Source organism: Streptomyces sp. NPDC001941, from assembly GCF_040296945.1.
Taxonomy (GTDB): Bacteria; Actinomycetota; Actinomycetes; order Streptomycetales; family Streptomycetaceae; genus Streptomyces.
Window position 1 is genome coordinate 1 of sequence record NZ_JBEOYE010000002.1, and the last position, 25,925, is coordinate 25,925.

Sequence of the window (25,925 nt, forward strand, 5' to 3'; positions counted from 1 at the left end):
GGCGGAGGTGCGCCGGGGCGAGCTCGACCCGTTCCTGGGGCGGGTGCTGCGCGAGGCGCGGGCCTGGACCGGGGCGGACCGGGCGGCCCGGCCCGCGCACGAGGACGGCGCCTACGGGACGGGCTTCGGGCGGACCCGGCCGGTGCGGGCGGTGACCGTGACGGCGGCGCCGGGGACCTCCGGGCGCGTCGAGGCGCACGTGACCGGGCAGGGCTGGCGTCCGCTCGGCGCGCTGTCGCCGACCGGCTGGACCCAGCTGGCGGGACGCGGTCTGCGGGCGGACGCGGTGCGGGTGGCGGACGCCCCGGGCGGGGTGCGCGACCTGGTGCCGTGGTACGCGGACGAGCCGTCCGCCGAGGTGCGGCCGGAGCGCGCGGAGCTGGACGCGGAGGTCGGCGGCGGCCCGCGGCGGGTGGACGTGCGGCTGGTGTCGCGCCGCCCGGACGGGGCCCGCGGGACGCTCACCGCGAGGGCGCCGGCGGGGATCACCGTGTCGGCGCCCGCGCACCCGGTGGTGCCGCGCGGCAGCGGGTCGACGGTGGCGCTGACGGTGAAGGTGGCGCCGGGCACGGCGTCGGGCGAGTACCGGGTGCCGCTGGAGTACGCGGGCGGCCGGGCCGTCCTCACCGTACGGGCGTACCCGCGCACCGCCGGGCCCGATCTGGCGCGCACCGGCACGGCGTCGTCCTCGGGCGACGAGACGGACGACTTCCCCGCGGCCGCGGCGGCCGACGGGGACCCGCGCACCCGCTGGTCCTCCCCGGCCGGGGACGGGGCCTGGTGGGAGACGCAGCTGGCGGCCCCGGCCCGGGTGGGCCAGGTGGTCCTGCGCTGGCAGGACGCGTACGCCTCGCGCTACCGGGTGATGGTGTCGGCGGACGGGCGGACCTGGCGGACGGCGGCGACGGTGCGGGACGGGCGGGGCGGCGTGGAGGCGGTACGCCTGGACGCGCCCGGGACCCGCTTCGTACGGGTCGTGGCGGACGGCCGGGCGACGCGCTTCGGGGTGTCGCTGTGGGCGGCGGAGGTGTACGGCGTGGCCGCCCCCACGTCCTGAGGGGCGGCCGCCGGGTACGAGAAGGCCCGGGTCTCAGGCGGAAATGCCGTCGATCCGGGCCAGGGCGTCCTCCGCTCCGTACGGTTGTAGGTACGGCAGCCAGCGCGGGTCGCGGTGCCCGGTCCCGATGATCCGCCAGGCGAGCCCGGTCGGCGGCGCGGGCTGGTGGCGCAGGCGCCAGCCCAGTTCGCGCAGGTGCCGGTCGGCCTTGACGTGGTTGCAGCGGCGGCAGGCGGCCACCACGTTGTCCCAGACGTGCTGCCCGCCCCGGCTGCGCGGGATCACGTGGTCGACGCTGGTGGCGACGCCCCCGCAGTACATGCAGCGGCCCCCGTCGCGGGCGAAGAGGGCCTTGCGGGTCAGTGGGACGGGGCCCCGGTAGGGCACCCGGACGAAGCGCTTGAGACGCACGACGCTGGGCGCCGCCATGACGTGGGTCTCGCTGTGCAGGAAGGCGCCGGACTCCTCGAGGCAGAGTGCCTTGTTCTCCAGTACGAGGACGAGCGCGCGGCGGAGCGGTACGACGCCGAGGGGCTCGTACGACGCGTTGAGGACCAGGACGTGCGGCACGGGTGCCTCCTATTACGCCGGCGGCGCGTGGCTCGCGCCGGGACGATCTGCTCTCAGTCTCTCCTCATGCCAGGCCGGAACGCCACCACGTACCGGTAACGGGCTCGGAGTGTTTTCGACCACACCTCCTGTCATCCCCGGACGTGAACGGGTCCTCCCTCGAACAACGCAACGAACCCCCGTCGCTGCCCCGTTAGTGTGGTTGGTCTGCCACACCGCTCCTGGAGGTACCACCGTGTCCCCCTCAACCGACCCCGTATCGCTGGACGAGGCCGCCAAACAGGCGGGCGACGCCGCGAGCTGGGTGGAAGAGAACTGGTCCACCTGGCTGAACACCGGACTGCGCATCGTCCTGATCCTGGTCGTCGCGCTGACCCTGCGGATGCTGATCCGGCGGGCCCTGACCAAGCTGATAGAGCGGATGAACCGCAGCGCCCAGGCGGTGGAGGGCACGGCCCTCGGCGGGCTGCTCGTCAACGCCGAGCGGCGCAGACAGCGCTCGGAGGCGATCGGCTCCGTGATGCGCTCGGTGGCCTCGTTCCTGATCCTGGGCACCGCGGGGCTGATGATCCTGGGCGCCTTCAAGATCGACCTGGCGCCGCTGCTGGCGTCGGCGGGCGTCGCCGGTGTGGCGATCGGCTTCGGCGCGCGCAACCTGGTCACGGACTTCCTCTCCGGCGTGTTCATGATCCTGGAGGACCAGTACGGCGTGGGCGACTCGGTCGACGCCGGGGTGGCCTCCGGCGAGGTGATAGAGGTCGGCCTGCGGGTGACCAAGCTGCGCGGCGACGACGGCGAGATCTGGTACGTGCGCAACGGCGAGATCAAGCGGATCGGCAACCTCAGCCAGGGCTGGGCCACGGCGGCGGTGGACGTCACGGTGCGCTCGACGGAGGACCTGGACCGGGTCCGCGAGGTGATCGACGAGGTCTCCCAGGACATGTCGAAGGCGGAGCCCTGGAACGAGCGGCTGTGGGGCCCGGTGGAGGTGCTCGGCCTGACCGAGGTGCTCCTGGAGCAGATGACCGTGCGGGTGGCGGCGAAGACGATGCCGGGCAAGGCGCTGGGCGTCGAGCGGGAGCTGCGCTGGCGGATCAAGCGGGCCCTGGACGCGGCGGGCATCCGGATCGTGGGCGGGCTGCCGCTGGCGAGCGACGAGGCGGCGGCGGCCGACCCGTCGGCGGCGGTGGCGGCGCCCTCGGCGTTCGCCTCGGCGACCTCCCCGCAGTCCCTGGCGACGAACCCGATACCGCCGACCCCGCCGAACCTGGCGAAGTAGCCGCCCGGCCGTACCTCCCCCGTCCCCCTTCACCCTTCCGCGCCCCCGCAGGTAACGCTTTGGTTGCCTGCGGGGGCGCGGCGCGTGAGGGGTATTGACGGCCCGCTGACACGGCCCTTACGTTCCTCCCACCGAATAGGAAACTTTCCTAACAGTGTGGTGGGGAAGGCCTCAGGCCGAAGGGCAGGTGCACGCGTCATGGCCACGACCGGCGGAAACACCCCGGGGACCCCCCGGGTCCTGCGCGCGATGAACGACCGCGCCGCCCTCGACCTGCTCCTGGAGCACGGCCCGCTCTCCCGCACCCGGATCGGCAAGCTCACCGGCCTGTCCAAGCCCACCGCCTCGCAGCTGCTGGCCCGCCTGGAGGCCGCCGGGCTCGTCGTGGCGACCGGCACCACCGAGGGCCGCCCGGGCCCGAACGCCCAGCTGTACGCGGTCGACGCGCGGGCCGCGCACGCCGCCGCCCTGGACGTCACCCCGCAGCGCATCCGGGCCGCCGTCGCCGACATCACCGGCACCACGGTCGGAGAGTTCGAGGTGGACACCCCCGGCCGCCGCGCCGACGGGGCGGTCCGCCAGGTCACCGAGGCCCTGGACGGGGCCGCGAAGGCCGCCGGGCTCACCCGGGCGGACCTGCACCGCGTGGTGATCGGCACGCCCGGCGCCTTCGACCCGAACACCGGCCGGCTGCGCTACGCCTCGCACCTGCCCGGCTGGCACTCCGCCACGCTGCTCGACGAGCTGGCGGCCGCGCTGCCGATGCCCGTGGAGTACGAGAACGACGTCAACCTGGTCGCGGTGGCCGAGCAGCGCCTGGGCGCCGCCCGGGGCCACGACGACTTCGTGCTGCTGTGGAACCAGGAGGGCCTGGGCGCCGCCCTGGTGCTCGGCGGCCGGCTGCACCGCGGCTTCACCGGCGGCGCGGGCGAGGTCGGCTTCCTGCCGGTGCCGGGCGCCCAGCTGGCCCGGGGCGTGGCCAGGACCGGCAGCGGCGGCTTCCAGGAGCTGGCCGGCGCCCAGGCGGTGCCGCAGCTCGCCCGGGACCTGGGCATCCGGGACCTGCCGGGCGGCGCCCACCAGGACGTGGCCGCCGAGCTGGTGGCCCGGGCCTCCCGTACCACCTCGGGCCCCTACCAGCGGCTGCTCGACGCCTACGCGACCGGGCTGGCCACCGGCCTGGCCTCGCTGGTCTCCGTGCTCGACCCCGAACTGGTCGTGCTGTCCGGCGAGGTGATCACCGCCGGCGGCGAGGTGCTGCGCGAGCGCGTGCAGGCCGAGCTCGCCGAACTGGCCGCCGCCCGGCCGCGGCTGGTCCTGGGCGGCGTGCCGCGCCACCCGGTGCTGCGCGGTGCGCTGGAGAGCGCGCTGGCCACCACCCGCGACGAGGTCTTCGACACCTCGCGCTGACCCGCACCACCGAGCCCCCTCACACACCACCCGTCACCGCCTTCCCCGCTCGTCACAGCCTTCCCCGCTCGTCACAGCCCCTCCACCCGTCACAGGGAGACACCGCCATGCCCGCACGCACCCGCCGAGCCGCCGCAGCCCTGGCCGCGACCGCCTCCATAGCCCTGTTCGCCTCCGCCTGTACGGGGCAGAGCGACGCGGGCGCGACCGACGACCCCGACGCGCAGACGACGATCACGTTCTGGCACGGCTGGTCCGCCGACTCGGAGAAGAAGGCCGTCGACGACAACGTCAAGCGGTTCGAGAAGGCCCACCCGAACATCAAGGTCAAGGTCGTCTCCAACATGACGGACGACAAGATCAACCAGGCGCTGCGGGCGGGCGGTTCGAACGCGCCGGACGTGGTCTCCTCCTTCACCACCGACAACGTCGGCAAGTTCTGCTCCTCCGGCGCCCTCGCCGACCTGGCGCCGTTCGTCGAGAAGTCGAAGATCGACCTGGCCAAGACCTTCGCCAAGTCCCGCCTGGACTACACCCAGTTCGAGGGCAAGCGCTGCTCGCTGCCGCTGCTCGGTGACGCGTACGGGCTCTACTACAACAAGGACGCGTTCGCGAAGGCCGGGATCAAGGAGGCCCCGAAGACCTGGAGCGAGTTCGACCAGGTCGCGCAGAAGCTGACGAAGGCCAAGGGCGACTCGTACGAGCAGCTGGGCTTCATGCCCAACTTCCACGGCTACGAGACCACCCCGGGCCACCTGGCCGCCCAGTGGGGCCCGAACTACTTCGACGCGCAGGGCAAGTCGAACATCGCCAAGGACCCGGCCTTCACCCAGATGTTCACCTGGCAGAAGAACCTGGTGGACAAGCTCGGCGGCTTCAAGAAGCTGGAGTCCTTCCGCAACACCTTCGGCGACGAGTGGGGCGAGAAGCACCCGTTCTACACCGGCCAGGTCGCCATGCAGCTGGACGGCGAGTGGCGCCTCGGCATGGCCACCGACGCCAAGGTGCCGTTCCAGATCGGCGTCGCCCCGCTGCCCGTCCCGGACGACCAGGCCGCCGACTACGGCAAGGGCTACCTCTCCGGCACGATCGTCGGCATCGCCGCCACCAGCAAGAAGCAGAACGCCGCGTGGGAGCTGGTGAAGTACATGACCACCGACACCGACGCGGTGGTGGACTTCGCCAACGAGCTGCGCAACGTGCCCTCCACCAACGACGCGCTGGACTCGCCGAAGCTGAAGCTGGACGAGCGCTTCAAGGTCTTCCTCGACATCGCCAAGCACCCCAAGTCCAACACCACCCCGGCGTCGGTCAACGGCGGCACCTACCAGGTGACGCTCCAGGAGTTCGGCTACCAGTACGAGTCCGGGAAGGTCACGGACCTCAAGGCGGGCCTGGAGAAGACCGCCGCGCAGATCGACACGGACATCGAGAAGGCGAAGTAGCACCCCGCCATGACCACGCACACCCTGCGTTCGAAGCGCCGCAGGTCGGCACTGCGGACCCTGGCCTTCATGTCGCCCTGGCTGATCGGGTTCGCCGTCTTCTTCGCGTACCCGCTGCTGTCCACCCTGTACTTCTCCTTCATGAAGTACGACGGGTTCAAGGCGCCGGTCTTCAACGGCCTGGAGAACTGGACGTACGTCTTCCGGGACTACCCCGACTTCTGGCCCGCGATGGGCAACACCCTCTGGCTGGTACTGATCATGGTCACCTGCCGGGTGGTGTTCGGCCTCGGGATCGGACTGCTGATCACCAAGATCAAGACCGGTACCGGCGTCTTCCGCACCCTCTTCTACCTGCCCTACCTGGCCCCGCCGGTGGCCGCCACGCTGGCCTTCGTCTTCCTGCTCAACCCCGGTACGGGCCCGGTCAACACGATCCTCGCCGACCTCGGCCTGCCCACCCCCGGCTGGTTCACCGACCCGGCGTGGTCCAAGCCCGCGCTGACCCTGCTCGCGGTGTGGGGGGTGGGCGACCTGATGGTGATCTTCATGGCCGCGCTGCTCGACGTACCGAGGGAGCAGTACGAGGCGGCGGAGCTGGACGGGGCATCGGCCTGGCAGCGCTTCCGCTTCGTCACCCTGCCGAACATCTCGCCCATCGTGATGTTCGCCGTGGTCACCGGGATCATCCAGACCATGCAGTACTACACCCAGCCCCTGGTGGCCGGGAAGGTCGCCTCCGGGATCATCGGCAACAGCGGCCAGCAGTTCGACCCGGGCTACCCCGACGACTCCACCCTGACACTGCCCCAACTCGTCTACAGCCAGGGCTTCCAGCGCTTCGACTACGGCACCGCCTGCGTCCTCGCGCTCGTCCTGTTCGCCCTCTCGATGGCCTTCACGGCGCTGCTGATGCGCCGCCGCGGCGGCCTCGTCCAGGCAGGTGACTGACCATGACCCAGCTCCTCGACAAGCCGGTCGCCGCGCCGCCGGCGACCGCGGCGGCCCGCACGGCCCGCCGCAGGTCGCTGCTCCAGTGGATCGCCGTGCACTCCCTCGGCGTCGCCGCCGCGCTCTTCTTCGTCCTGCCCTTCGTCTTCGTGGTGCTCACCTCGCTGATGGACAGCCACCAGACGCTCACCAGGGACCTGGTCCCCGACACCTGGGCGTGGGGCAACTACCTGGAGGTCTTCCGCAAGGAGGGCTTCCTGACCTGGTGGCGCAACACCCTGCTGTACGCGGGCCTCGGGACGGTCCTGAGCATCCTGTCGTCCGTCCCGGTGGCCTACGCGCTCGCCAAGTTCCGCTTCCGCGGCCGGCGGCTCGCGCTGCTCGCCGTGATCTCGATGATGATGCTGCCGCCGCAGGTCGTCATCATCCCGATGTACCTGTTCTGGGCCAAGCAGATGGACCTGGCGGGCACCCTGTACCCGCTGATCATCCCGCTCGCCTTCGGCGACGCGTTCTCCATCTTCCTGCTGCGCCAGTTCCTGCTGACCATCCCCGACGAGTACCTCGACGCCGCGAAGGTCGACGGCTGCGGAGAGTTCCGCACCCTGCTCAGGGTCGTCCTGCCGATGGCCAAGCCGGGCATCGCCGCCGCCGCGCTGTTCCAGTTCTTCTGGCTCTGGAACGACTACTTCGGGCCGCAGATCTACGCCTCGGAGAACCCGGCCGCCTGGACCCTGAGCTACGGCCTGGAATCCTTCAAGAGCGCGCGGCACACCGACTGGAACCTGACCATGGCCGCGACCGTACTGGTCATGGCCCCCGTGATCCTCGTCTTCTTCTTCGCCCAGAAGGCGTTCGTCGAGGGCGTCACGCTGACCGGAGTGAAGGGCTAGGCAACACCATGAAGCTCGCTGTCGTGGGGGGCGGCTCCACCTACACCCCCGAGCTGATCGACGGTTTCGCGCGGCTGCGCGACACCCTCCCGATCACCGAACTCGTCCTCGTCGACCCGGCCGCCGAGCGCCTGGAGCTCGTCGGCGGCCTGGCCCGGCGCATCTTCGCCCGGCAGGGCCACGCGGGACGGATCACCACCACCACCGACCTGGACGCGGGCGTCGACGGCTGCGACGCCGTCCTGCTCCAGCTGCGCGTGGGCGGCCAGGCCGCCCGGCAGCAGGACGAGACCTGGCCGCTGGAGTGCGGCTGCGTGGGCCAGGAGACCACCGGCGCCGGCGGCCTCGCCAAGGCGCTGCGCACCGTGCCCGTCGTGCTCGACATCGCCGAGCGGGTGCGGCGCGCCAACCCCGACGCCTGGATCATCGACTTCACCAACCCGGTGGGCATCGTCACCCGGGCGCTGCTCCAGGCCGGCCACAAGGCCGTCGGCCTGTGCAACGTGGCCATCGGCTTCCAGCGCAAGTTCGCCCACCTGCTGGGCGTCGAGCCCGCGCAGGTCCACCTGGACCACGTCGGCCTCAACCACCTGACCTGGGAGCTCGGGGTGCGCCTGGGCGGCCCCGACGGTGAGAACGTGCTGCCGCGGCTGCTCGCCGAGCACGGCGACGCGATCGCCGACGACCTGCGGATGCCGCGCGCGGTCGTGGACCGCCTGGGCGTCGTCCCCTCGTACTACCTGCGCTACTTCTACCTGCACGACGAGGTCGTCGACGAGCTGCGCACCAAGCCCTCGCGGGCCGCCGAGGTCGCCGCGATGGAGGCCGAACTCCTGGCGATGTACGGCGACCCGGCGCTGGCGGAGAAGCCGGAGCTGCTCGCCAAGCGCGGCGGCGCCTTCTACTCGGAGGCGGCCGTGGACCTGGCGGCCGCGCTGCTCGGCGGCGGCGGTTCGGCGCACCAGGTGGTGAACACGTACAACAACGGCACGCTGCCCTTCCTGCCCGACGACGCGGTCATCGAGGTGCAGGCGGCCGTCGGGCCCAAGGGCCCGGTGCCGCTGGCGGTGCCCGAGCTCGACCCGCTGTACGCGGGACTGGTCGCGAACGTCACGGCGTACGAGGAGCTGGCCCTGGAGGCCGCGCTGCGCGGCGGGCGCGACCGGGTCTTCAAGGCCCTGCTCGCCCACCCGCTGGTCGGCCAGTACGCGTACGCGGAGCAGCTCACCGACTCCCTCCTCGCGCACAACCGGGAGCACCTCGCGTGGGCGTGACCGCAGCGGTCCTGGCCGTCGACGCCGGGAACAGCAAGACCGACGTGGCCGTGATCGGCGCGGACGGACAGGTGCTCGGCACGGCGCGCGGGGGCGGCTTCCAGCCCCCGGTCGTCGGGGTCCGGGCCGCGCTCGACGCCCTGGCGCGGACGGTGGCGGCCGCCGCGGCCGCCGCCGGCCTGACCGGCCCGCCGTACGCGACGCACGTGGCGGCCTGCCTGGCCAACGCCGACCTCCCGGTGGAGGAGCGGCAGTTGGAGACGGCCGTGCACGAGCGCGGCTGGGGGGCGGCGGCCCGGGTGCACAACGACACCTTCGCGATCCTGCGCGCCGGGCTGCCCGCGGGCGCCGAGCCGCGGGGCGTGGCCGTGGTGTGCGGCGCGGGGATCAACTGCGTGGGGATGCTGCCGGACGGCCGCACCGCCCGGTTCCCCGCACTCGGCAAGATCTCCGGTGACTGGGGCGGTGGTTCGGGCCTGGCGGAGGAGGCCCTGTGGAGCGCCGCCCGCGCCGAGGACGGCCGCGGCGAGCCGACCGAGCTGGCCAGGACCCTGCCCGCGCACTTCGGCCTGGACTCGATGTACGCGCTGATCGAGGCGCTGCACCTGGAGCACGTCCCGTACGAGCGGCGCCACGAGCTGACCCCGGTGCTGTTCGCGACCGCCGCCGCCGGCGACCCGGTCGCGGGCGCGCTGGTGGACCGGCTCGGCGACGAGGTGGTGGCGCTGGCGTCGGTCGCGCTGGGCCGGCTCGGGCTGCTGGACGAGGAGGCCCCGGTGCTGCTCGGCGGCAGCGTGCTGGCCGCCCGGCACCCCCGGCTGGTGGCCCGGATCGACGAGGGCCTGCACGCGCGGGCCCCGAAGGCCACCGTGGAGGTGGTCGGCGAACCTCCGGTGCTGGGGGCCGCGCTGCTCGGCCTGGACGCGGTGGGGGCCCCGGCGGACGCGTACGCCAGGCTGCGCGGGCAGTACGCGTAGCCGCCCTCGCCACCGCACCCGTGCGCCCGGTCAGGTACCGGGCGCACGGGTGTTCCCCGGGTGTTCCGCGGGGCGTGGAACCAAGGGCGCCGAGAACGCGTGTTCCAGGGCGGAGGGGTGGCGGAGGGGGTACGCGAGGGGCCCGGCCGACCGGACGGGCGGGACAAGATCCAGTCAATGGTGGTGTGGTTGCCGGACTCTGCGGCCATACTGCTGGCCGGGGAAGCCGTACCCCGCGCTCGCCGGGGGGCGGGCCGCTGTCCGCGACCGAGGGGGAGGTCAAGTGACATACCCGCCGAACACGGGCGCGCGGGCGTCGGCAGCCGTGCCCGCGCAGCCGACCGCACCACCGCCGTCCGCACCACCACCGCAACCGCCACCGCCGCTGGTCACGCCCGCGCCCGCTCCCCCGCCGCCCGCCGGGCGCGGCGCCTGGAGCGAACTGGGCGAGGTGTGGGGCCGGTTGCGCGCCGCCGCGACGACCGAGCCCGGGCGCCTGCAGGTGCTGGGCGCCGTGCTGGCCGCCCTGGTGGTCGCGTTCGGCGCGGTCGCCGCCTTCGAGGTGTCCGACCGGGCCTCGGCCGCCGACGACGTGGTGGGCCGCAGCCAGCCGCTGAGCGCCGACGCGGCCAGCGTCTACCGCTCGCTGGCCGACGCCGACGCCGCGGCCGCCAGCGGCTTCCTGGCCGGCTCGGTGGAACCGGCGGACGTGCGGGCGCGGTTCGACAAGGACATCTCCACCGCCTCGCGGCTGCTGGTGAAGGCCGCGACGAACACCGACCTGTCGACCGGCTCGGGCCGCGAGATCGCCACCCTCAACGAGCAGCTGCCGCTCTACACCGGCCGGATCGAGCGCGCCCGCGCCGCCAACCGCCAGGGCCTGCCGCTGGGCGGCGCCTACCTGCGGTACGCCAACCAGCAGATGACCACGCAGCTGCTGCCCGCCGCCGAACGGCTGTACGCGGCCGAGACGGCCCGGCTCTCCGGCGACGACGACGAGGCCCGCGCCTGGCCGCTGCTCTCGCTGGCCCTCGGCGTGGTCGCGCTCGGCGTGCTGGGGTGGGCCCAGCGCCGCAACTACCAGCGCACCAACCGGGTGTTCAACCACGGACTGCTGGCCGCCACGGCGGCCACCGCCGTGGTGCTGCTCTGGCTGGCCGTGGGCCACGCGGTGGCCCGCTCCGGCCTGGACGACGCGCAGGCGCACGGGCAGGCGTCCCTGAAGGTCCTCAACGAGGCGCGGATCAACTCGCTCAAGGCGCGCGCCAACGAGAACCTGACGCTGGTCGCCCGGGGCGCGGTCCTCACCGACGACGGCAAGAACGACAAGTACGAGACGGACTACACCAGCGGGATGTCCAGCCTGGGATCGGCCCTCGACCGGGCGCGCTCGCTCGCCGCCGACGACCGGGCCGGCAGCGCGCCGGTGGACACCGCGCGGGCCCGGGTCGCCGACTGGAAGACCCGGCACGCGCAGGCGCGCGGCGCGGACGACGCGGGGGACTACGACGCGGCGCTGCGCAAGGTGGTGGGCGCCCGGGACTCCACGGGAGAATCCTTCGACCGGGTCGACGCGGCCCTCGAACAGGCCCTCGCGCACGAGCAGGAGCAGTTCACCAGGTCCGCGAAGGACGGCCGCGGCGCGCTGACCGGACTGCCGGTCGGCGCGGCCGTACTGGCCGTGCTCGGCGCGGTGGGGGCCATCATGGGCATCAACCGCAGGCTGTCGGAGTACCGGTGAAGGGGGGAGAGATGGCGAGCACGGACACGCGCACGGCCGCCCGCCCGGTGGCCGTGCGGCTGCGCGGCTGGGGCGGGGTCGCCGCCATGGCCGCCGCCTGCGGCCTCACCGCGTCGCTCACCCTGCTGCCGCTGTCGCGCGGCGCGGCGGACGGCGCGGTGCGGGTCGGCACCGGCACGGGCACGGCCGTACAGGCGAAGGCCGCGGCCGAGTGCACCGAGCCGGAGCGCTCGCTGCGGCCCTCGGCGGCGGACGGCGCCGCGGTCGCCGCGATCAAGAAGCGCGGCAAGCTGGTCGTCGGCGTGGACCAGAACAGCTACCGCTGGGGCTACCGCAATCCGGCCACCCGCACCCTGGAGGGCTTCGACATCGACCTGGCCCGGGCCATCGCCAAGGACGTCCTGGGCAGCGACCAGGCGGTCATCTTCCGGGCCATACCCACCAACCAGCGCATCGCGGCGCTGGACGGCGGCAAGGTCGACCTCGTGGTGCGCACGATGACGATCAACTGCAAGCGGATCGAGCAAGTGGCCTTCTCCACCGCCTACTTCCAGGCCGGACAGCAGGTCCTCGCGCCCAAGGACTCCACGATCAAGGGGTACGACTCCTCGCTGAAGGGCAAGCGGGTGTGCACGGCCGAGGGGTCGACGGCCTACGAGGCGCTGGAGAAGAACTCCTTCGGCGCGGTCTTCAAGGACCCCGACGACGGCAAGAAGACCGACCAGGACCGCTACACCGTCCCCAACCAGCTGGACTGCCTGGTGCGGCTGCAGATGGGCGAGGTGGACGCGGTCGTCACGGACAACGCGCTCGCGGCCGGCCAGGCCGCCCAGGACCCGGCGGTGGAGCTCAAGGGCGTGCCCTTCACCACCGAGTACTACGGGGTGGCCGCCAAGCTGGGCAGCGACGACCTGGTGCGCCGGGTCAACAAGGTGCTCGACGCCTACCGGGCGGGCCCGTGGCAGGCGGCGTACGACAAGTGGCTGAAGGCGGACCTGCCCGGGGTGACCGGGCCGCCCGCGCCGAAGTACCGGGACGGGTGAGGGTGCCGCGGGCCGACGGCGGGACTTGAGATGCTGACCATGCGGGCGAGAACAGCGGAGAGGTGATCGATGGGCGTCGCGGGACCCCCCGGTCCGGTGATGGACCGGGACGAGGCGGACCGTGCGCTGGCGCGGCTCGGCGCGGAGCACAAGGCGGTCGAGGACTCGCTGCTCGCCCTGCAGGACCACGCGGGCCGCAGGCTCCTGGAGGGCGCCGAGCTGACCGGTGCGACCAAGGACCGCTGGGCGGCGACCGAGCGGTCGATCACCCTGCTGTGGGGGTACTTCGACGCGTACACCGAGGCGCTGTCCGGGGCGCGGGAGGTGCGCTCCCGGCGCCGCTGGCCCAGCCGCGAGGACCTGGTGGAGCTGACCGAGCGGCTGCGCGGCGAGAGCGTGACGGTGTCCGACAACGGCGCGGCGGCCGTGCTGGCCGAGCACTTCACGCTGGAGCGGCTGGTGGCGCGGATGAACGAGCTGTACGCGTCCTCGCTGCACACGGTGGTGACCGCCGACGCGGTGTGGTCCGCGCTGCCCGCCCGGATCGACCTGCTCTCCGCCGAGCTCCGGCGCACCCGCTCGCTGGCGCACTCGGTGGGCGTGCGGCCCGGCGAGCACCCGGCCGGGGACGACCTGGAGGCGATCACCCACGAGCTGGCCCTGCTGCGCTCCCAGGTGGTGTCGGACCCGCTGGCCTTCTGGCGGACCGCGCCCGGCAGTTCGGCCCCCGGCGGCGGACGCCCCGACACCGACCGCTACGACCGGGCGGCGCTGGTCCTGGAGGACGTGCGCCGGGAGGTCGAGGCGGTCCTCGCGGTGCGCCAGGACTCCGAGGACCGGCTGCTGCGGCTGCGCGACGTGCTGTCCCGGGCCGACCGGACGCTGGCGGAGGCCCGCTCGGCGCGCGGCGAGGTGCTCGCCAAGATAGCCGCGTCCGAGGTGCCGGTGGTCAGCGGGCCGCCCACGGTGCTGCACGAGCGGCTGTCGGCCGCCGCCGAGTACCGCAGGCACGCCCAGTGGCACCGGCTCTCCCCGCTGCTGGACGCCCTCGAACAGCAGGCCGAGGACGAACTGCTGCGCGCCCGGGAGCAGTTGACCGCCGTGACCGCGCCGCTCGCGGTCCGCGCCGAGCTGCGCGGCCGGCTCGACGCGTACAAGGCGAAGGTGGCCCGGCACGGCCTGGCGGAGGACCCGCTGCTGATCGAGCGGTACGACGCGGCGCGCCGCATGCTGTGGAGCGCGCCGTGCGACCTGCGCGCGGCCGAGGACGCGGTGCTGCGCTACCAGCGGGCCGCGGCCGAGGCACTGTCCGGTCCGAGCGACTCCGGGGGGAACCCGTGACCACACCGCCAGCGGTGAAGAAGTGCCAGCGGCCCGGCTGCGAGGGCTCCTACGAGGACATGGGCGGCGGCGAGCTGTACTGCGACACCTGCGGGCTGGCCCCGGTGGTGTCCAAGGGCGGCATGATCGGCTCGGTGCCGACCGGCGTCACGGGCCACGCCAAGGGCTCCGACAGCTCCTCGGCGCGCAGCGGCTCGCGCTCCTCGCGCGCCTCCTCCCGCTCGTCGACGTCCCGCCGCTCGGTGTCCGGGCGGCTGTCCCGCTCGCTGTCCGGCGCGGCCACCTCCCGCTCGGTGTCGGTCCGCTCCTCGGGCACGTCGACCGGCGCCTCGGGCCGCAACCGGCTGGGCGCGGGCCTGGTGGCGGTGCCGGGCGTGCCGCGCCCCGACCCGCGCTCGGCGGTGATGGAGCACGCCGAGGTGCCCGAGCGGAAGCGATTCTGCTCGCGCTCGGACTGCGGCGCCCCGGTGGGCCGTTCGCGCGGCGAGCGGACCGGGCGGACCGAGGGCTTCTGCACCAAGTGCGGCCACCCGTACTCCTTCGTGCCCAAGCTGAAGGCCGGCGACGTGGTGCACGGGCAGTACGAGGTCGCGGGCTGCCTGGCGCACGGCGGCCTCGGCTGGGTCTACCTGGCGGTGGACCGCGCGGTCTCCGACCGCTGGGTGGTGCTCAAGGGCCTGCTGGACACCGGCGACCAGGACGCCATGGCGGCGGCGATCAGCGAGCGCCGCTTCCTCGCCGAGATCGAGCACTCCAACATCGTCCGCATCTACAACTTCGTCGAGCACCTCGACCAGCGCACCGGCTCCCTGGACGGCTACATCGTCATGGAGTACGTGGGCGGCAAGTCGATGAAGGAGATCGCCAACGAGCGCCGCTCGCCGGACGGCCGCCGCGACCCGCTGCCGGTCGAGCAGGCCTGCGCCTACGGCATCGAGGCGCTGGAGGCGCTCGGCCACCTGCACAGCCGCAACCTGCTCTACTGCGACTTCAAGGTCGACAACGCGATCCAGACCGAGGACCAGCTGAAGCTGATCGACATGGGCGCGGTGCGCCGGATGGACGACGAGGAGTCGGCCATCTACGGCACCGTGGGCTACCAGGCGCCCGAGGTCGCCGAGGTCGGCCCGTCGGTCGCCTCCGACCTGTACACGGTGGCCCGCACCCTGGCGGTGCTCACCTTCGACTTCCAGGGCTACACCAACGTCTTCGCGGACTCCCTGCCGGACCCGGACCACATCGAGGTGTTCCGCCAGTACGAGTCCTTCTACCGGCTGCTCGTACGGGCCACCGACCCCGACCCGGCCCGCCGGTTCGCCTCGGCGCAGGAGATGGCCGAGCAGCTGACCGGGGTGCTGCGCGAGGTCGTGGCGCTCCAGACCGGGCGGCCCAGGCCCGCCCTCTCCACCTTGTTCGGGCCCGAACTGCGGGTCACCGACAGTGCGTTGTTCCAGGAGGGCGACGGCGAGGCGTCGGCGCTCGGGGTGCGCGCCGAGCGGGTCCGGCGCGGCGCCCCCGCCCTCCCCGCCGCCGCGCCCGCGCCGCCCGCCACCGGGCCCGCCGCCGGGCCCGCCGCACCCCTGCTGGCCCCGCTGGACGCGCACGCCACGGCGCTGGCCCTGCCGGTGCCCCGGGTGGACCCGGCCGACCCCAACGCGGGCTTCCTCGCGGGCCTGGCGGCCTCCGCCCCGGCCGAGCTGCTCACCGCGCTGCGGGCCGCCCCGGCGCCCTCGCTGGAACTGCGGCTGCGGGAGCTGCGGGCCCGGCTGGAGGCGGACGACCCGGACGGGGAGGCGGGCGGCGCGCTGGCCGACCTGGAGGCGCGGCACCCGGACGACTGGCGGGTGGTCTGGTACCGGGGCGTGGTGGCGCTGGCCGGGGGCGACGACGAGAGCGCGGCGCTGTCCTTCGACGCGGTGTACGACGCGTTCCCCGGGGAGCCCGCGCCCAAGCTGGCGCTCGGGGTGTGCGCGGAGGTGCTGGGCCAGCTCGACAACGCCGCCGAGTACTACCGCCTGGTGTGGGCGACCGACCCGGGCTACGTGAGCGCGGCGTTCGGCCTGGCCCGGGTGCAGCTGGCGGCGGGCGACCGCGCCGCGGCCGTACGGACCCTGGAGTCGGTGCCGGAGGCCTCCATCCACTACACGGCGGCGCGGGTGGCCGCCGTGCGGGCGCGGCTGCGGCGGCGCCCGGCGACGGACCCGCTGGGCGGGGACCTGGCGGCCGCGGCCGCGCAGGTGACGGCCCTGCAGGGGTTCGGCCTCGACGCGGTGCGCCGCGAGCGGCTGTCGACGGAGGTGCTGGGCACAGCCCTCGACTGGGTCCTCTCCGGCAGCCCCGGCGCGTCCGCCACCCCGGCCGGACCGCCGGTGCTGCTGGGCAGCCCGCTCGACGAGCGCGGGCTGCGCTTCGGCCTGGAACGCTCGTACCGGGTGCTCGCCCGGCTCGCTCAGCGTGGCGAGGAAAGGATCGACCTGGTGGAGCGGGCCAACCGCTACCGCCCCCGGACATGGGTGTAACGAATGTCGCAGACGCCTCAGCTCGCCGCCTGCCCCAGCTGCGAGGAGCCGCTGGAGACGGGTGACCGCTACTGCGGTGCGTGCGGGTACGACCTGTCGGCCGTGCCGCCGGTGCCGCACGACCGCCCGACGATGGAGATCGGCGTGCTCGGTCCCCCGGCCTCGGTGCCGCTGCCGCCCGAGCAGCCGCCGCCCGCCCCTGCCCCGGCGGCCGCGCCCGCGCCGGAGCCCGCCGCGACCGGCGCCGCGGCGCCGTCGTGGTGCGTGGCCTGCCGGGCCGGACGGGTCGACGACGACGGCTACTGCGAGAACTGCGGGCACGCCCAGCCGCGCGAACGGGACCACATGGAACGGGAACTGGAGACGGTGGCCGCGGTCAGCGACCGGGGCCTGCGCCACCACCGCAACGAGGACGCGTTCGCGGTGGCCGGGAGCACCCTGCCGGACGGCTCCGCCGCCACCGTGGCCGTCGTCTGCGACGGGGTGTCCTCGGCCACCCGGCCCGACGACGCCTCGGCCGCCGCCGCCGACGCGGCCGGCGCCTGGCTGCGCACCGCGCTGCCGCGCGGCACCCACCCGCAGACCGCGATGCACGAGGCGATCGTGGCCGCGTCCGAGGCGGTGAACGCGCTGGCGGACGAGCCGGGCCCGCAGGAGCACGCCCCGCACCGCCACCGCAACGCGCCCGCCTGCACGATCGTCGGCGCGGTCGTCGCGGGCGGCCTGCTGGTGGTCGGCTGGGTCGGCGACAGCCGCGCCTACTGGGTGCCGGACGACCGCGGCGCGCCGCCGGTGCGGCTGACCGAGGACGACTCCTGGGCGGCCCAGATGGTGACGGCGGGCCTGATGAGCCAGGAGGAGGCGTACGCGGACGAGCGCGCCCACGCGATCACCGGCTGGCTCGGCGCGGACTCCTACGAACTGGAGCCGCACACCGCTTCCTTCAAGCCGGACCGGCCCGGTGTGGTGGTGGTGTGCACGGACGGGCTGTGGAACTACGCGGAGACCGCCGAGGAGATGGCGCTCGCGCTGCCCGCCGACGCGGCCGCGCACCCGCTGGACGCGGCCCGGGTGCTGGTCGGGCACGCCCTGGACGGCGGGGGCCACGACAACGTAACAGTGGCGCTGGTGCCGTTCGCGCTCGTGCCGCAGGGGGCAGGATCGGCCTGAGCAGCGGGCCCGCGCCCTTCCCGTCCCGGGGGGAGACCCCCTCGTCCCGCCGTTGTCACGCATCCGCAGCAGCCTGCCGCGTGGAGTCCGAGGAGCCCATCAGATGGCGAACTTCTCCAAGTCGAACGTGCCCCAGTTCTCCGTCGACGTGTACCAGAACGAGTACCTGCCCGAGGGCGGGCGCGAGGTGAACGGGATCGTCACGGTCACCTCCACCGGCGGCGGCACCAGCGGCGGCGCCCCGCTGCTCGGCGCCTCCGCCTCGCCGTCCCAGATACCCGGGCGGACGCCGGACGCCGCCGTGGTGGTCATGGTCGACTGCTCGGGCTCCATGGACTACCCGCCCACCAAGATGCGCAACGCCCGCGACGCCACGGCCGCCGCGATCGACACCCTGCGCGACGGGGTCGCCTTCGCCGTGGTCGCCGGGACGCACGTGGCCACCGAGGTCTACCCGGGCAACGGCCGCCTGGCGACCGCGGACCGCTCCACCCGGGCGCAGGCCAAGGAGGCGCTGCGCCGCCTCGGCGCGGGCGGCGGCACCGCGATCGGCACCTGGCTGCGGCTCGCCGACCGGCTGCTGTCCTCGGCCGACGTGTCCATCCGGCACGGCATCCTGCTGACCGACGGGCGCAACGAGCACGAGACGCCGGACGCGCTGCGCGCCACCCTGGAGGCCTGCGCGGGCCGCTTCACCTGCGACGCCCGCGGCGTGGGCACCGACTGGGAGGTCGAGGAGGTGCGCGGCGTCGCGACCGCGCTGCTCGGCTCGTACGACATCGTCGCCGAACCCGACGGCCTGGCCGCGGACTTCACCGCGATGATGGAGGACGCCATGGGCAAGGAGGTCGCGGACGTCGCGCTGCGGCTGTGGACCCCGGTCGGCGTGGAGATCAAGTTCGTCAAGCAGGTGGCGCCCACGGTCGAGGACCTGACCGGGCGCAGGACCGAGGCCGGGCCGCGCGCCGGGGACTACCCGACCGGCTCGTGGGGCGACGAGTCCCGCGACTACCACGTGTGCGTCCAGGTGCCCACGGCCGCGCTGGGCCAGGAGATGCTGGCCGCCCGCGTCTCGCTGGTGCTGCCCGACCCGGCGGGCGGCGCCCCGCAGGTGCTGTCCCAGGGCCTGGTCCGGGCGGTGTGGACGGACGACATGGTCGCCTCGACCCGGATCAACCCCCAGGTCGCCCACTACACGGGCCAGGCCGAGCTGGCCCAGGTGATCCAGCAGGGCCTGGACGCCCGCAAGACCGGCGACGTCGACGGCGCGACCGCGAAGCTGGGCCGCGCGGTGCAGCTGGCCGCCGCCTCGGGGAACGAGGAGACGGCGAAACTGCTCGCGAAGGTGGTGGACGTCGTGGACGTGGCGACGGGTACTGTGCGACTGAAGGCGAAGGTCACGGAGGCCGACGAGATGACGCTCGAGACCCGGTCGACGAAGACGGTTCGCGTGAAGAAGTAGCGGTTCGTACGTACGCCAGTGCGGGGCCTGAGGCCGCACGGACGAGAGGGGGAAGGGCCGACATGCCGACCTGCCCGAACGGACACCAGTCGGGTTCCGACGACTGGTGCGAGGTCTGCGGACACCGCATGACCGGGGCGGGCGCGCCTGCGGGTGCCGTCCCGCCGCCTCCCCCGCCGCCGCCCGCCGCCGGTTACGGCTACCCCGGACCGGGCGGCGACCCGAACGCCACCGCCCAGGCCGAGCTGTGCCCGCAGTGCCGCACCCCGCGCGAGGCGAACGCCCCGTTCTGCGAGGAGTGCCGCTGGAACTTCCTCACCAACACGGCGACCTCGTACACGCCGATAGCCCCGAGGCCCCAGGCCGGTCCGCCGCCGGGCCTCAACCTCCCGCCGGGCTTCCAGACGCACGGTGCGCCGCGCCCGCACGACCCGTACCAGAACCGCCCCGCCGAGCCCTTCCCGGACAGCTCGCAGAGCCACGGCTTCCCGCCGCCTCCCCCGCCGGCACCGCAGGGCCCCGGCCCCGGTGGCCCGGGCCCCGGTGGCGCGGGACCGCACACGCCTCCCGACGGCCCCGGCTACCCGGGCGGCCCGCAGGGGCAGGGCCCGGCCCAGGGCGGCTACGGCTTCCCGCCGCCCGGCGGCCCCGGCAACTCCGGTGAGCAGCACGGCGGTTACGGCTTCCCGCCGCCCGCGGGCGACCCCGGTTTCCCGCCACCCCCCGGCGGCCCCCAGGGACCCGGCCCCGGCCCCCACACGCCTCCGGACGGCCCCGGCTTCCAGGGCGGCGGCGGTCCCGGCAGGGGCGGGTACGACTTCCCGCCGCCCCCCGGCGGCCCGGGCGCCCCCGGCAACTCCGGTGACCCGCAGGGCGGTTACGGCTTCCCGCCCGCTCCCGGCGCCCCGCAGGGCCCCGGTCCCGACGCCTCCGGGTTCCCCGGCTTCCCGCCGCCTCCCGGTGGCCCCCAGGGCTCGGGCCACACGCCGCCCGACGGCCCCGGCTTCCCCGGGGGCGGGTTCCCGCCGCACGGCGGGCCGCAGGGGGCTCCCGCGGCCCAGGCCTCCGCACCGCCCGCGCCGCCCGCGTTCGGGCAGCCGGGTCCCGCCGCGCCGCCCGCCGGACCGGGGGGCGACGACTGGATGATCTCGCCGCCCTCGACACCGCACCCGGCCCCGCAGGGGCCGGGCCCTGGTCAGGGTCAGGGCCAGGGCCTGCCCCAGGAGCCGCAGCAGCAGTTCGCGGCGCCGCCCGCGCACTGGAGCGCGGTGGTGGCCCCGGACCGCGAGTACTTCATGGCGATGATGCAGCGCAGCGGCCCCGAGGCGGCGGGCCTGAACCTGCCCGCGTACTCCCCGGAGAAGCAGGTCGCGCTCGACGGCGAGCAGGTCACCATCGGCCGCCGCAGGCACTCCACCGGCGACACCCCCGACGTCGACCTGTCGGTGCCGCCGGAGGACCCGGGCGTCTCGCACCAGCACGCGACGCTGGTGCGCCAGCCGGACGGCTCGTGGGCGGTGGTGGACCAGAACTCCACCAACGGCACCACGGTCAACGGCGGCGAGGAGCCGATCCAGCCCTACGTGCCGGTCCCGCTGCGGGACGGCGACCGGGTGCACGTCGGCGCCTGGACGACGATCACCATCCGGCGCGGCTGACGCCGCCCGGTCAGCGCGGCGGACCGAGGGGCCAGAGGTAGGGCCCCTCGGGATCGTCCAGCCACGCCCACTGCCGCCCGCCCGCCAGCGTCACCCCGAAGCGCTCGCGCCCGGGCCGCCCCTCGCGCTGCCACAGCGAGAGGGCCTCGTGCGGGTCGAGGCTGCCCGCGGTCAGCACCAGCAGGAAGCGGAAGAGGTCGTCCCCGGACGCCTGCCGGGGCAGCCCGCCCAGGTAGGGCGGCCGGACGGGGTCGGCGCCGCCGCCGCGCAGCGGCACGAAGTGGGCCCCGGTCCCCAGGAAGCGGCCCTCCGCCCGGTCGGCGCCGTGCACCTCCAGCCGGATCAGGCCGGTGGCCAGCGGCGCCAGGACGCGGGCGCCGGGCGCGCACTGGGCGAGCCAGGCGTACGGCACCGAGGGCAGCGCGCAGGTGGCGACGACCGCGTCGAACGGGGCCCGCTCCGGGCAGCCGCGCGCGCCGTCCCCGGCGAGCACGGCGGGCCGGTGGCCGGCCGCCGCGAGGTGGCTGCGGGCCGACTCGGCGATGTCGGGGTCCAGGTCGAGGCTGGTCACCCGGTCGTCGCCGAGCCGGTGGGCGAGCAGCGCGGCGTTGTAGCCGGTGCCCGCGCCGACCTCCAGGACCCGGTCGCCGTCGCCGAGCGCCAGGGCGTGCAGCATGCGGGCCATCAGGGAGGGCTGGCTGCTGGAGGAGACCAGTTCGCCGTCGCGCACCCGGGTGGCCAGCGCCGCGTCGGCGTACGCGCCGCGCAGCCAGCGGGCGCGCCGCCCGTCGTCGGGGTCCTCGCCCCACAGCCGCTCGTGGCCGCCGGGCCGGGCGACGAAGTAGTACGGCACGAAGCGGTGGCGGGGCACGGCCTCGAAGGCGGCGCGCCAGGCCGGGTCGGACAGCACCCCGGCGGCGTCGAGTTCGCGCACGAGCCGCCGCCGGTGCTCGGCGGCCTCTGCGGCGTGCGGGTCCGGCTGTGTGCGCATGCGTCCACTGTCCCGCCCCGGGCGCGCGCGGGCGAGTACCCCCTCGGACCGGTCGCTCCGGCCACCCCCTCGGACGGGTCGCCCCGGCGTCCTACGCCTCCGGTCCTCGGCCGGGGCGTCTGAGACCATGGAGGGGTGACTGAGAATCCGCACGGCACCGTCCAGGAGCAGACCTTCTACGAGCAGGTCGGCGGCGAGGAGACCTTCCGCCGGCTGGTGCGCCGGTTCTACCAGGGGGTCGCCCAGGACCCGCTGCTGCGGCCGATGTACCCGGAGGAGGACCTGGGTCCCGCCGAGGAGCGCCTGGTGCTGTTCCTGATGCAGTACTGGGGTGGTCCGCGCACCTACAGCGACCACCGGGGCCACCCGCGGCTGCGGATGCGGCACGCGCCGTTCACGGTGGACCGGGCGGCGCACGACGCGTGGCTGCGGCACATGCGGGACGCGGTGGACGGGCTCGGGCTCTCCGAGGCGCACGAGCGGCAGCTGTGGGACTACCTGACGTACGCGGCGGCGTCGATGGTCAACGCGGCGGACTGACCTCGGCGAACCGACCCCGGCGGACCGGCCGGACCGGCCCGCACCGGCCCCGGTTGAACGCGCCGGATCGCCCCTCCGGCCCCGTCCGCCCCACCCCGCACAGAGTGGAACCTGAGACTCCGGATCCGGATAACGGTCACAATCGGGTCAAGGTAGCCCCGCAAGCGGTTTCCAGGCCCCGGTGGCCTCTGCAAGCATCCGACCAACGTCCGACGAGCGTTCGGACGTCGCGCGGGGCGAGCCACAGGGGGCGGAGTGACGGGGTTCGTCTTGCTGCGGGTCAGGGCGCACCGGCTGCTCCTGGCCGCCGCCCTCCTCGCGGTGCTGCTGACCACCTGCGTCCTGGCGGCCCTCACCGCGTTCTCCGGAACCATCGGCGACGCCGCCCTGCGCCAGACCCTGCGCGACCGGGCCGTCCCGGCCGCGCTCACCATCAGCTCCTCCCTCGACCCGGCGGACCGCGCCGCCGCCGACCGGGCGGTGCGCGCCGAGGCCCACCGGACCTACGGCCGACTGCCCGTCACCGTGCGGAAGCTGGAGACCTCCGGCGCCTACGCCCTGCCCCGCGAGCTCCAGCCGGCCGCCGCCCGCACCGGCGAACCCGACCTGACCCTCTTCGCCGCGATCGACCGCACCCGCGTCACGCTCGCCAAGGGCTCCTGGCCCGCCGCCACCGCCGGCGGGCCCCTCCAGGCGGCGCTGCCCGAGGCCGCCGCCGCCCGGCTCCGCCTCGCGCCCGGCGCCCGGTTCACCGTCACCGACCGGCTCGGCGGCGAGCAGCGGATCCAGGTCCTGCTGACCGGCGTGTACCGGCCCGCCGAGCCCTCGGACCCGTACTGGCAACTGGACTCCCTGGGCGGCCGGGGCGTACGGACCGTCAACTTCACCACCTACGGCCCGCTGCTCACCGACCCCGCCGCGCTCGGCTCCGGGCGGGTCAGCGCCGGCGGCGCCGGATGGCTGGTCTCCGCCGACTTCGCCACCCTCACCACCGCCCGCGTCCCCGCGCTGCGCGACTCCGCCGGGGGCGCGGCCGAACGCCTCCTGGCCACCGAGGCGTTCCACGGCTCCGGCAGCGTCGTCACCGGCCTGCCCACCCTGCTCGACCAGGCCGAGCGGGCCCTGCTGGTGTCCCGCTCCACGCTGCTGATCGTCGCCGTGCAGCTGGTGCTCCTCGCGGCCTACGCACTGCTCCTCGTGGCCCGGCTGCTGTCCACCGAGCGCTCCGGCGAGACGGACCTGCTGCGGGCCCGCGGCGGCTCGCGCGGCCGGCTCGCCTCCCTCGCGCTGGTCGAGGCGCTGCTGCTCGCCGTGCCCGCCGCGCTCCTCGCCCCGCTGCTCTCCGGCCCGCTCACCCGGCTGCTCGCCGACCGCTCCGGCCTCGACCGGCTCGGCCTCCACCTGGGCTGGACGCCCGGCGGCACCGTGTGGCTGGTCGCCACCGCCGTCGCGGCCTGCTGCGCGGCCGCCGTGGTGGCGCCCGCGCTGGCCGCCGACGGCGGTGTCGTACGGCTGCGGCGCGGCCGGGCCGCGGCGCTGCCCGCCCCGGTGCGCGCGGGCGCCGACGTCGGCCTGCTCATCGTCGCCGCCGTCGCCTACTGGCAGCTGGACCGGCAGACCGCCCGGCAGGGCGGCGCCCTGAGCGGCGACGCCTCCGGCGCCCTGGGCATCGACCCGCTGCTGGTCGCCGCGCCCGCCCTCGCCCTGCTCGCCGGGACCGTGCTCACCCTGCGCCTGCTCCCGCCCGCCGCCCGGCTCGCCGAGCGGCGCGCCGCGGGCGGGCGCGGACTGCCCGCCGCGCTGGCCGGCTGGCAGTTCAGCCGCCGCCCGCTGCGCGGCGCGGGACCGGTGCTGCTGCTGGTCCTCGCGGTGGCCATGGGCGTCCTGGCGATCGGCCAGAACGCCTCCTGGGAGCGCTCGCAGCGCGACCAGGCCGACTTCCGCGCGGGCGCCTCGGTACGGCTGCCGGACGGCAAGGCCGACCAGCCGGGCCGGATCTCCTCGTACACCTCGCTGCCCGGCGTGCGCGCCGCCACCCCCGCCTTCCGGGGCTCCACCGACGTGTCCGTCTCCGGCACCCCCGACAGCGCGGCCGTGCTCGCCCTGGCCACCGGCGACCTGCCCGAGGGCCTGCTGCTCCGCCCCGACCTCGCCGAGAAGGACGCCGGCCGGCTGCTCGCCGCGCTGACCCCGGCCGAGCGGGCCGCCCGGCCCGGTATCACCCTGCCCCCGCACAGCCGCCGGGTCTCCTTCGACGCCCGGATCACCGCCCTGGGCGCCCCCGGCGGCCGCTCCCCCGCCCTGCTCGGCACCCGGCTCACCGTGCTCGTCGAGGACCGCTTCGGCATCTCCTACCGCGTCTTCGCCGGCGAGGTCCCCGTCGACGGCGCCGCCCACCCCGTCACCGTCGACCTCGCCGCCACCGGCCAGGAGCCCGCGGGCCCGGTCCGGGTCACCGGCTTCGAGGCCACCGGCCAACTGCCGCGCGGCGGCGGGGAGCACCACCGGCTCGTCGTGGACCGGCTGCGCGCGACCACCGTCTCCGGCTCCCCCGCCGACGTCCCCGTGCCCGCCGCCCTCACCGCCTGGACCGGCGCGTACGTCCTCGCCGGGGCCGAGGACGACGTCGTCCCGCAGTCCCTGACGGCCCGGGCCACCGCCTCCGTACCGCTGAGCGTCGACTACCGGCTCGCCGACGCCGACGTCCGGAGCACCGAACCCAACGCGCCCGCGCCCGGGTTCACCGTGCGCGCCGACGCCCCGCGCCCCGCGCCGCCCGCCGCGGTGCCCGCCGTCGTCACCGACCGCTTCCTGGCCGCCTCCGGAGCCGAGCGCGGCGACCGCGTCCAGGTGGCCTTCGCGGGCCAGGCCGTGCCCGTGCGGATCGTGGACGTCGTCCGCGACCTGCCCACCACCGGGCCCGGCTCGGCCGCCGTGGACTCCCTGATGCCCGCCGACGGCGCGGGCGCCGTCCTCGTCGACCTGGACGCCGTCAACCGGGTGCTCGCCCACCGCGGCCAGAACCTCACGCCCAACGAGTGGTGGCTGGCCACCGCCCCCGGCCGCGCCACCGCCGTCGCCGACCTGCTGCGCCAGCGCCCCGACGTCGACCCCGCGCAGGTCCTGGTCCGCGACGAGGACGCCCGCGAGCTGCTGTCCGACCCGCTCGGCGCGGGCCCGCGCTCGGCCCTGCTCGCGGTGGCCGCCGTCGCCGCCGCCCTCGCCGCCGTCGGCTTCGCGGTGAGCACCGCGGGGTCGCTGCGCGAACGGGCCGCCGAGTTCGGCGTGCTGCGGGCCCTGGGCGCGCCGCGCCGCCAGCTCGCCCGGCTGATCGCCGCCGAACAGGGCGTCCTGGTGGTCCTCTCGCTGCTGGTCGGCACCGCCCTGGGCGCCCTGCTGACCCGGGCCGTCGTCCCGCTGGTGGTCCTCACCCCGCAGGCCGCCAGACCGCTGCCCGAGGTCCTGGTCCAGCTGCCGCCCGGCCAGGTCGCCCTGCTCCTGGCCGGGGTCGCCGCGCTCCCCCTGCTGATCGTCGCGGCCACCGCCCTGCGCCGCACCGACCCGGCCGTCACCCTGCGCCACCAGGGGGACGGACAGTGAGGAC

Annotated in this window: 19 protein-coding genes; 17 read left to right on the top strand and 2 right to left on the bottom strand. The window is 75.2% G+C overall.

The features are described from left to right. On the top strand, nucleotides 1-1,057 hold a 1,057-nt coding region (locus ABT160_RS01855; protein WP_351642245.1), incomplete at its 5' end, for a discoidin domain-containing protein. A gap of 33 nt (nucleotides 1,058-1,090) precedes the next feature. Here the strand turns inward: ABT160_RS01855 and ABT160_RS01860 are convergent. Beyond that, complete coding sequence (locus tag ABT160_RS01860) at nucleotides 1,091-1,627, bottom strand: HNH endonuclease (protein ID WP_351642248.1); 537 nt, start codon at nucleotides 1,625-1,627, stop codon at nucleotides 1,091-1,093. A 235-nt stretch (nucleotides 1,628-1,862) separates the two neighbouring features. Here ABT160_RS01860 and ABT160_RS01865 point away from each other — a divergent pair, with 235 nt between their 5' ends. The 14 genes from ABT160_RS01865 to ABT160_RS01930 all read left to right on the top strand — a co-directional run bounded on the left by ABT160_RS01865 (nucleotide 1,863) and on the right by ABT160_RS01930 (nucleotide 20,790). Next, nucleotides 1,863-2,906 carry a mechanosensitive ion channel family protein gene (locus ABT160_RS01865; RefSeq protein WP_351642251.1) on the top strand — a complete coding sequence of 348 codons (1,044 nt, stop codon included), beginning with the start codon at nucleotides 1,863-1,865 and terminating at the stop codon, nucleotides 2,904-2,906. Nucleotides 2,907-3,104: 198 nt separating this feature from the next. Next, a complete protein-coding gene (locus ABT160_RS01870; RefSeq protein ID WP_351642253.1) occupies nucleotides 3,105-4,316 on the top strand; it encodes an ROK family transcriptional regulator in 1,212 nt (403 codons plus the stop codon). A 107-nt stretch (nucleotides 4,317-4,423) separates the two neighbouring features. Beyond that, entirely contained in the window at nucleotides 4,424-5,761 is a 1,338-nt protein-coding gene (locus ABT160_RS01875) for an ABC transporter substrate-binding protein (RefSeq protein ID WP_351642256.1), read from the top strand. 9 nt (nucleotides 5,762-5,770) lie between these two features. Then, nucleotides 5,771-6,712 carry a carbohydrate ABC transporter permease gene (locus ABT160_RS01880; RefSeq protein WP_351642259.1) on the top strand — a complete coding sequence of 314 codons (942 nt, stop codon included), beginning with the start codon at nucleotides 5,771-5,773 and terminating at the stop codon, nucleotides 6,710-6,712. A 2-nt stretch (nucleotides 6,713-6,714) separates the two neighbouring features. Then, the gene (locus ABT160_RS01885) at nucleotides 6,715-7,605 is read left to right on the top strand and encodes a carbohydrate ABC transporter permease (RefSeq protein WP_351642261.1); all 891 of its coding nucleotides are present in this window, start codon (nucleotides 6,715-6,717) and stop codon (nucleotides 7,603-7,605) included. 8 nt (nucleotides 7,606-7,613) lie between these two features. Beyond that, a complete protein-coding gene (locus ABT160_RS01890; RefSeq protein WP_351642263.1) occupies nucleotides 7,614-8,879 on the top strand; it encodes a 6-phospho-beta-glucosidase in 1,266 nt (421 codons plus the stop codon). Beyond that, nucleotides 8,870-9,856 (top strand): N-acetylglucosamine kinase, encoded by a 987-nt coding sequence (locus ABT160_RS01895; RefSeq protein WP_351642264.1) that lies wholly within the window; start codon nucleotides 8,870-8,872, stop codon nucleotides 9,854-9,856. The genes ABT160_RS01890 and ABT160_RS01895 overlap by 10 nt, the downstream gene beginning before the upstream one ends. 385 nt (nucleotides 9,857-10,241) lie before the next feature. Then, complete coding sequence (locus tag ABT160_RS01900) at nucleotides 10,242-11,597, top strand: GlnX family signal transduction membrane protein (protein WP_502984154.1); 1,356 nt, start codon at nucleotides 10,242-10,244, stop codon at nucleotides 11,595-11,597. 11 nt (nucleotides 11,598-11,608) lie between these two features. Then, on the top strand, nucleotides 11,609-12,640 hold the full coding sequence (locus ABT160_RS01905; protein WP_351642266.1) for a glutamate ABC transporter substrate-binding protein: 1,032 nt from the start codon (nucleotides 11,609-11,611) through the stop codon (nucleotides 12,638-12,640). A gap of 69 nt (nucleotides 12,641-12,709) precedes the next feature. Further along, nucleotides 12,710-13,981 carry a coiled-coil domain-containing protein gene (locus ABT160_RS01910; protein WP_351642269.1) on the top strand — a complete coding sequence of 424 codons (1,272 nt, stop codon included), beginning with the start codon at nucleotides 12,710-12,712 and terminating at the stop codon, nucleotides 13,979-13,981. Between the two features lie 59 nt (nucleotides 13,982-14,040). Continuing rightward, a complete protein-coding gene (locus tag ABT160_RS01915) occupies nucleotides 14,041-16,500 on the top strand; it encodes a serine/threonine-protein kinase (protein ID WP_351643012.1) in 2,460 nt (819 codons plus the stop codon). Nucleotides 16,501-16,503: 3 nt separating this feature from the next. Beyond that, a complete protein-coding gene (locus ABT160_RS01920) occupies nucleotides 16,504-17,670 on the top strand; it encodes a PP2C family protein-serine/threonine phosphatase (RefSeq protein ID WP_351642272.1) in 1,167 nt (388 codons plus the stop codon). A gap of 103 nt (nucleotides 17,671-17,773) precedes the next feature. Further along, nucleotides 17,774-19,132 (top strand): VWA domain-containing protein, encoded by a 1,359-nt coding sequence (locus tag ABT160_RS01925; protein WP_351642274.1) that lies wholly within the window; start codon nucleotides 17,774-17,776, stop codon nucleotides 19,130-19,132. A 62-nt stretch (nucleotides 19,133-19,194) separates the two neighbouring features. Continuing rightward, complete coding sequence (locus ABT160_RS01930; protein ID WP_351642277.1) at nucleotides 19,195-20,790, top strand: FHA domain-containing protein; 1,596 nt, start codon at nucleotides 19,195-19,197, stop codon at nucleotides 20,788-20,790. Between the two features lie 10 nt (nucleotides 20,791-20,800). On the opposite strand, the gene ABT160_RS01935 is transcribed toward ABT160_RS01930, so the two are convergent. Continuing rightward, nucleotides 20,801-21,781: a methyltransferase domain-containing protein gene (locus ABT160_RS01935; RefSeq protein ID WP_351642279.1), complete on the bottom strand. Its 981-nt coding sequence runs from the start codon at nucleotides 21,779-21,781 to the stop codon at nucleotides 20,801-20,803. A 135-nt stretch (nucleotides 21,782-21,916) separates the two neighbouring features. Between ABT160_RS01935 and ABT160_RS01940 the strand changes: the two genes are divergently transcribed. Then, on the top strand, nucleotides 21,917-22,321 hold the full coding sequence (locus ABT160_RS01940) for a globin (protein WP_351642281.1): 405 nt from the start codon (nucleotides 21,917-21,919) through the stop codon (nucleotides 22,319-22,321). 255 nt (nucleotides 22,322-22,576) lie between these two features. After that, nucleotides 22,577-25,921, top strand: coding sequence for an FtsX-like permease family protein (locus tag ABT160_RS01945; RefSeq protein ID WP_351642284.1), 3,345 nt, complete (start codon nucleotides 22,577-22,579; stop codon nucleotides 25,919-25,921). The last annotated feature ends 4 nt before the right edge of the window (nucleotides 25,922-25,925 follow it).

Bases quoted from the DNA above. Each gene is read 5' to 3' on its own strand.
- ABT160_RS01870 (WP_351642253.1), top strand. From the start codon at position 3,105: ATGGCCACGACCGGCGGAAACACCCCGGGGACCCCCCGGGTCCTGCGC.
- ABT160_RS01875 (WP_351642256.1), top strand. From the start codon at position 4,424: ATGCCCGCACGCACCCGCCGAGCCGCCGCAGCCCTGGCCGCGACCGCC.
- ABT160_RS01880 (WP_351642259.1), top strand. From the start codon at position 5,771: ATGACCACGCACACCCTGCGTTCGAAGCGCCGCAGGTCGGCACTGCGG.
- ABT160_RS01885 (WP_351642261.1), top strand. From the start codon at position 6,715: ATGACCCAGCTCCTCGACAAGCCGGTCGCCGCGCCGCCGGCGACCGCG.
- ABT160_RS01890 (WP_351642263.1), top strand. From the start codon at position 7,614: ATGAAGCTCGCTGTCGTGGGGGGCGGCTCCACCTACACCCCCGAGCTG.
- ABT160_RS01905 (WP_351642266.1), top strand. From the start codon at position 11,609: ATGGCGAGCACGGACACGCGCACGGCCGCCCGCCCGGTGGCCGTGCGG.
- ABT160_RS01910 (WP_351642269.1), top strand. From the start codon at position 12,710: ATGGGCGTCGCGGGACCCCCCGGTCCGGTGATGGACCGGGACGAGGCG.
- ABT160_RS01915 (WP_351643012.1), top strand. From the start codon at position 14,041: ATGGGCGGCGGCGAGCTGTACTGCGACACCTGCGGGCTGGCCCCGGTG.
- ABT160_RS01920 (WP_351642272.1), top strand. From the start codon at position 16,504: ATGTCGCAGACGCCTCAGCTCGCCGCCTGCCCCAGCTGCGAGGAGCCG.
- ABT160_RS01925 (WP_351642274.1), top strand. From the start codon at position 17,774: ATGGCGAACTTCTCCAAGTCGAACGTGCCCCAGTTCTCCGTCGACGTG.
- ABT160_RS01930 (WP_351642277.1), top strand. From the start codon at position 19,195: ATGCCGACCTGCCCGAACGGACACCAGTCGGGTTCCGACGACTGGTGC.
- ABT160_RS01935 (WP_351642279.1), bottom strand. From the start codon at position 21,781: ATGCGCACACAGCCGGACCCGCACGCCGCAGAGGCCGCCGAGCACCGG.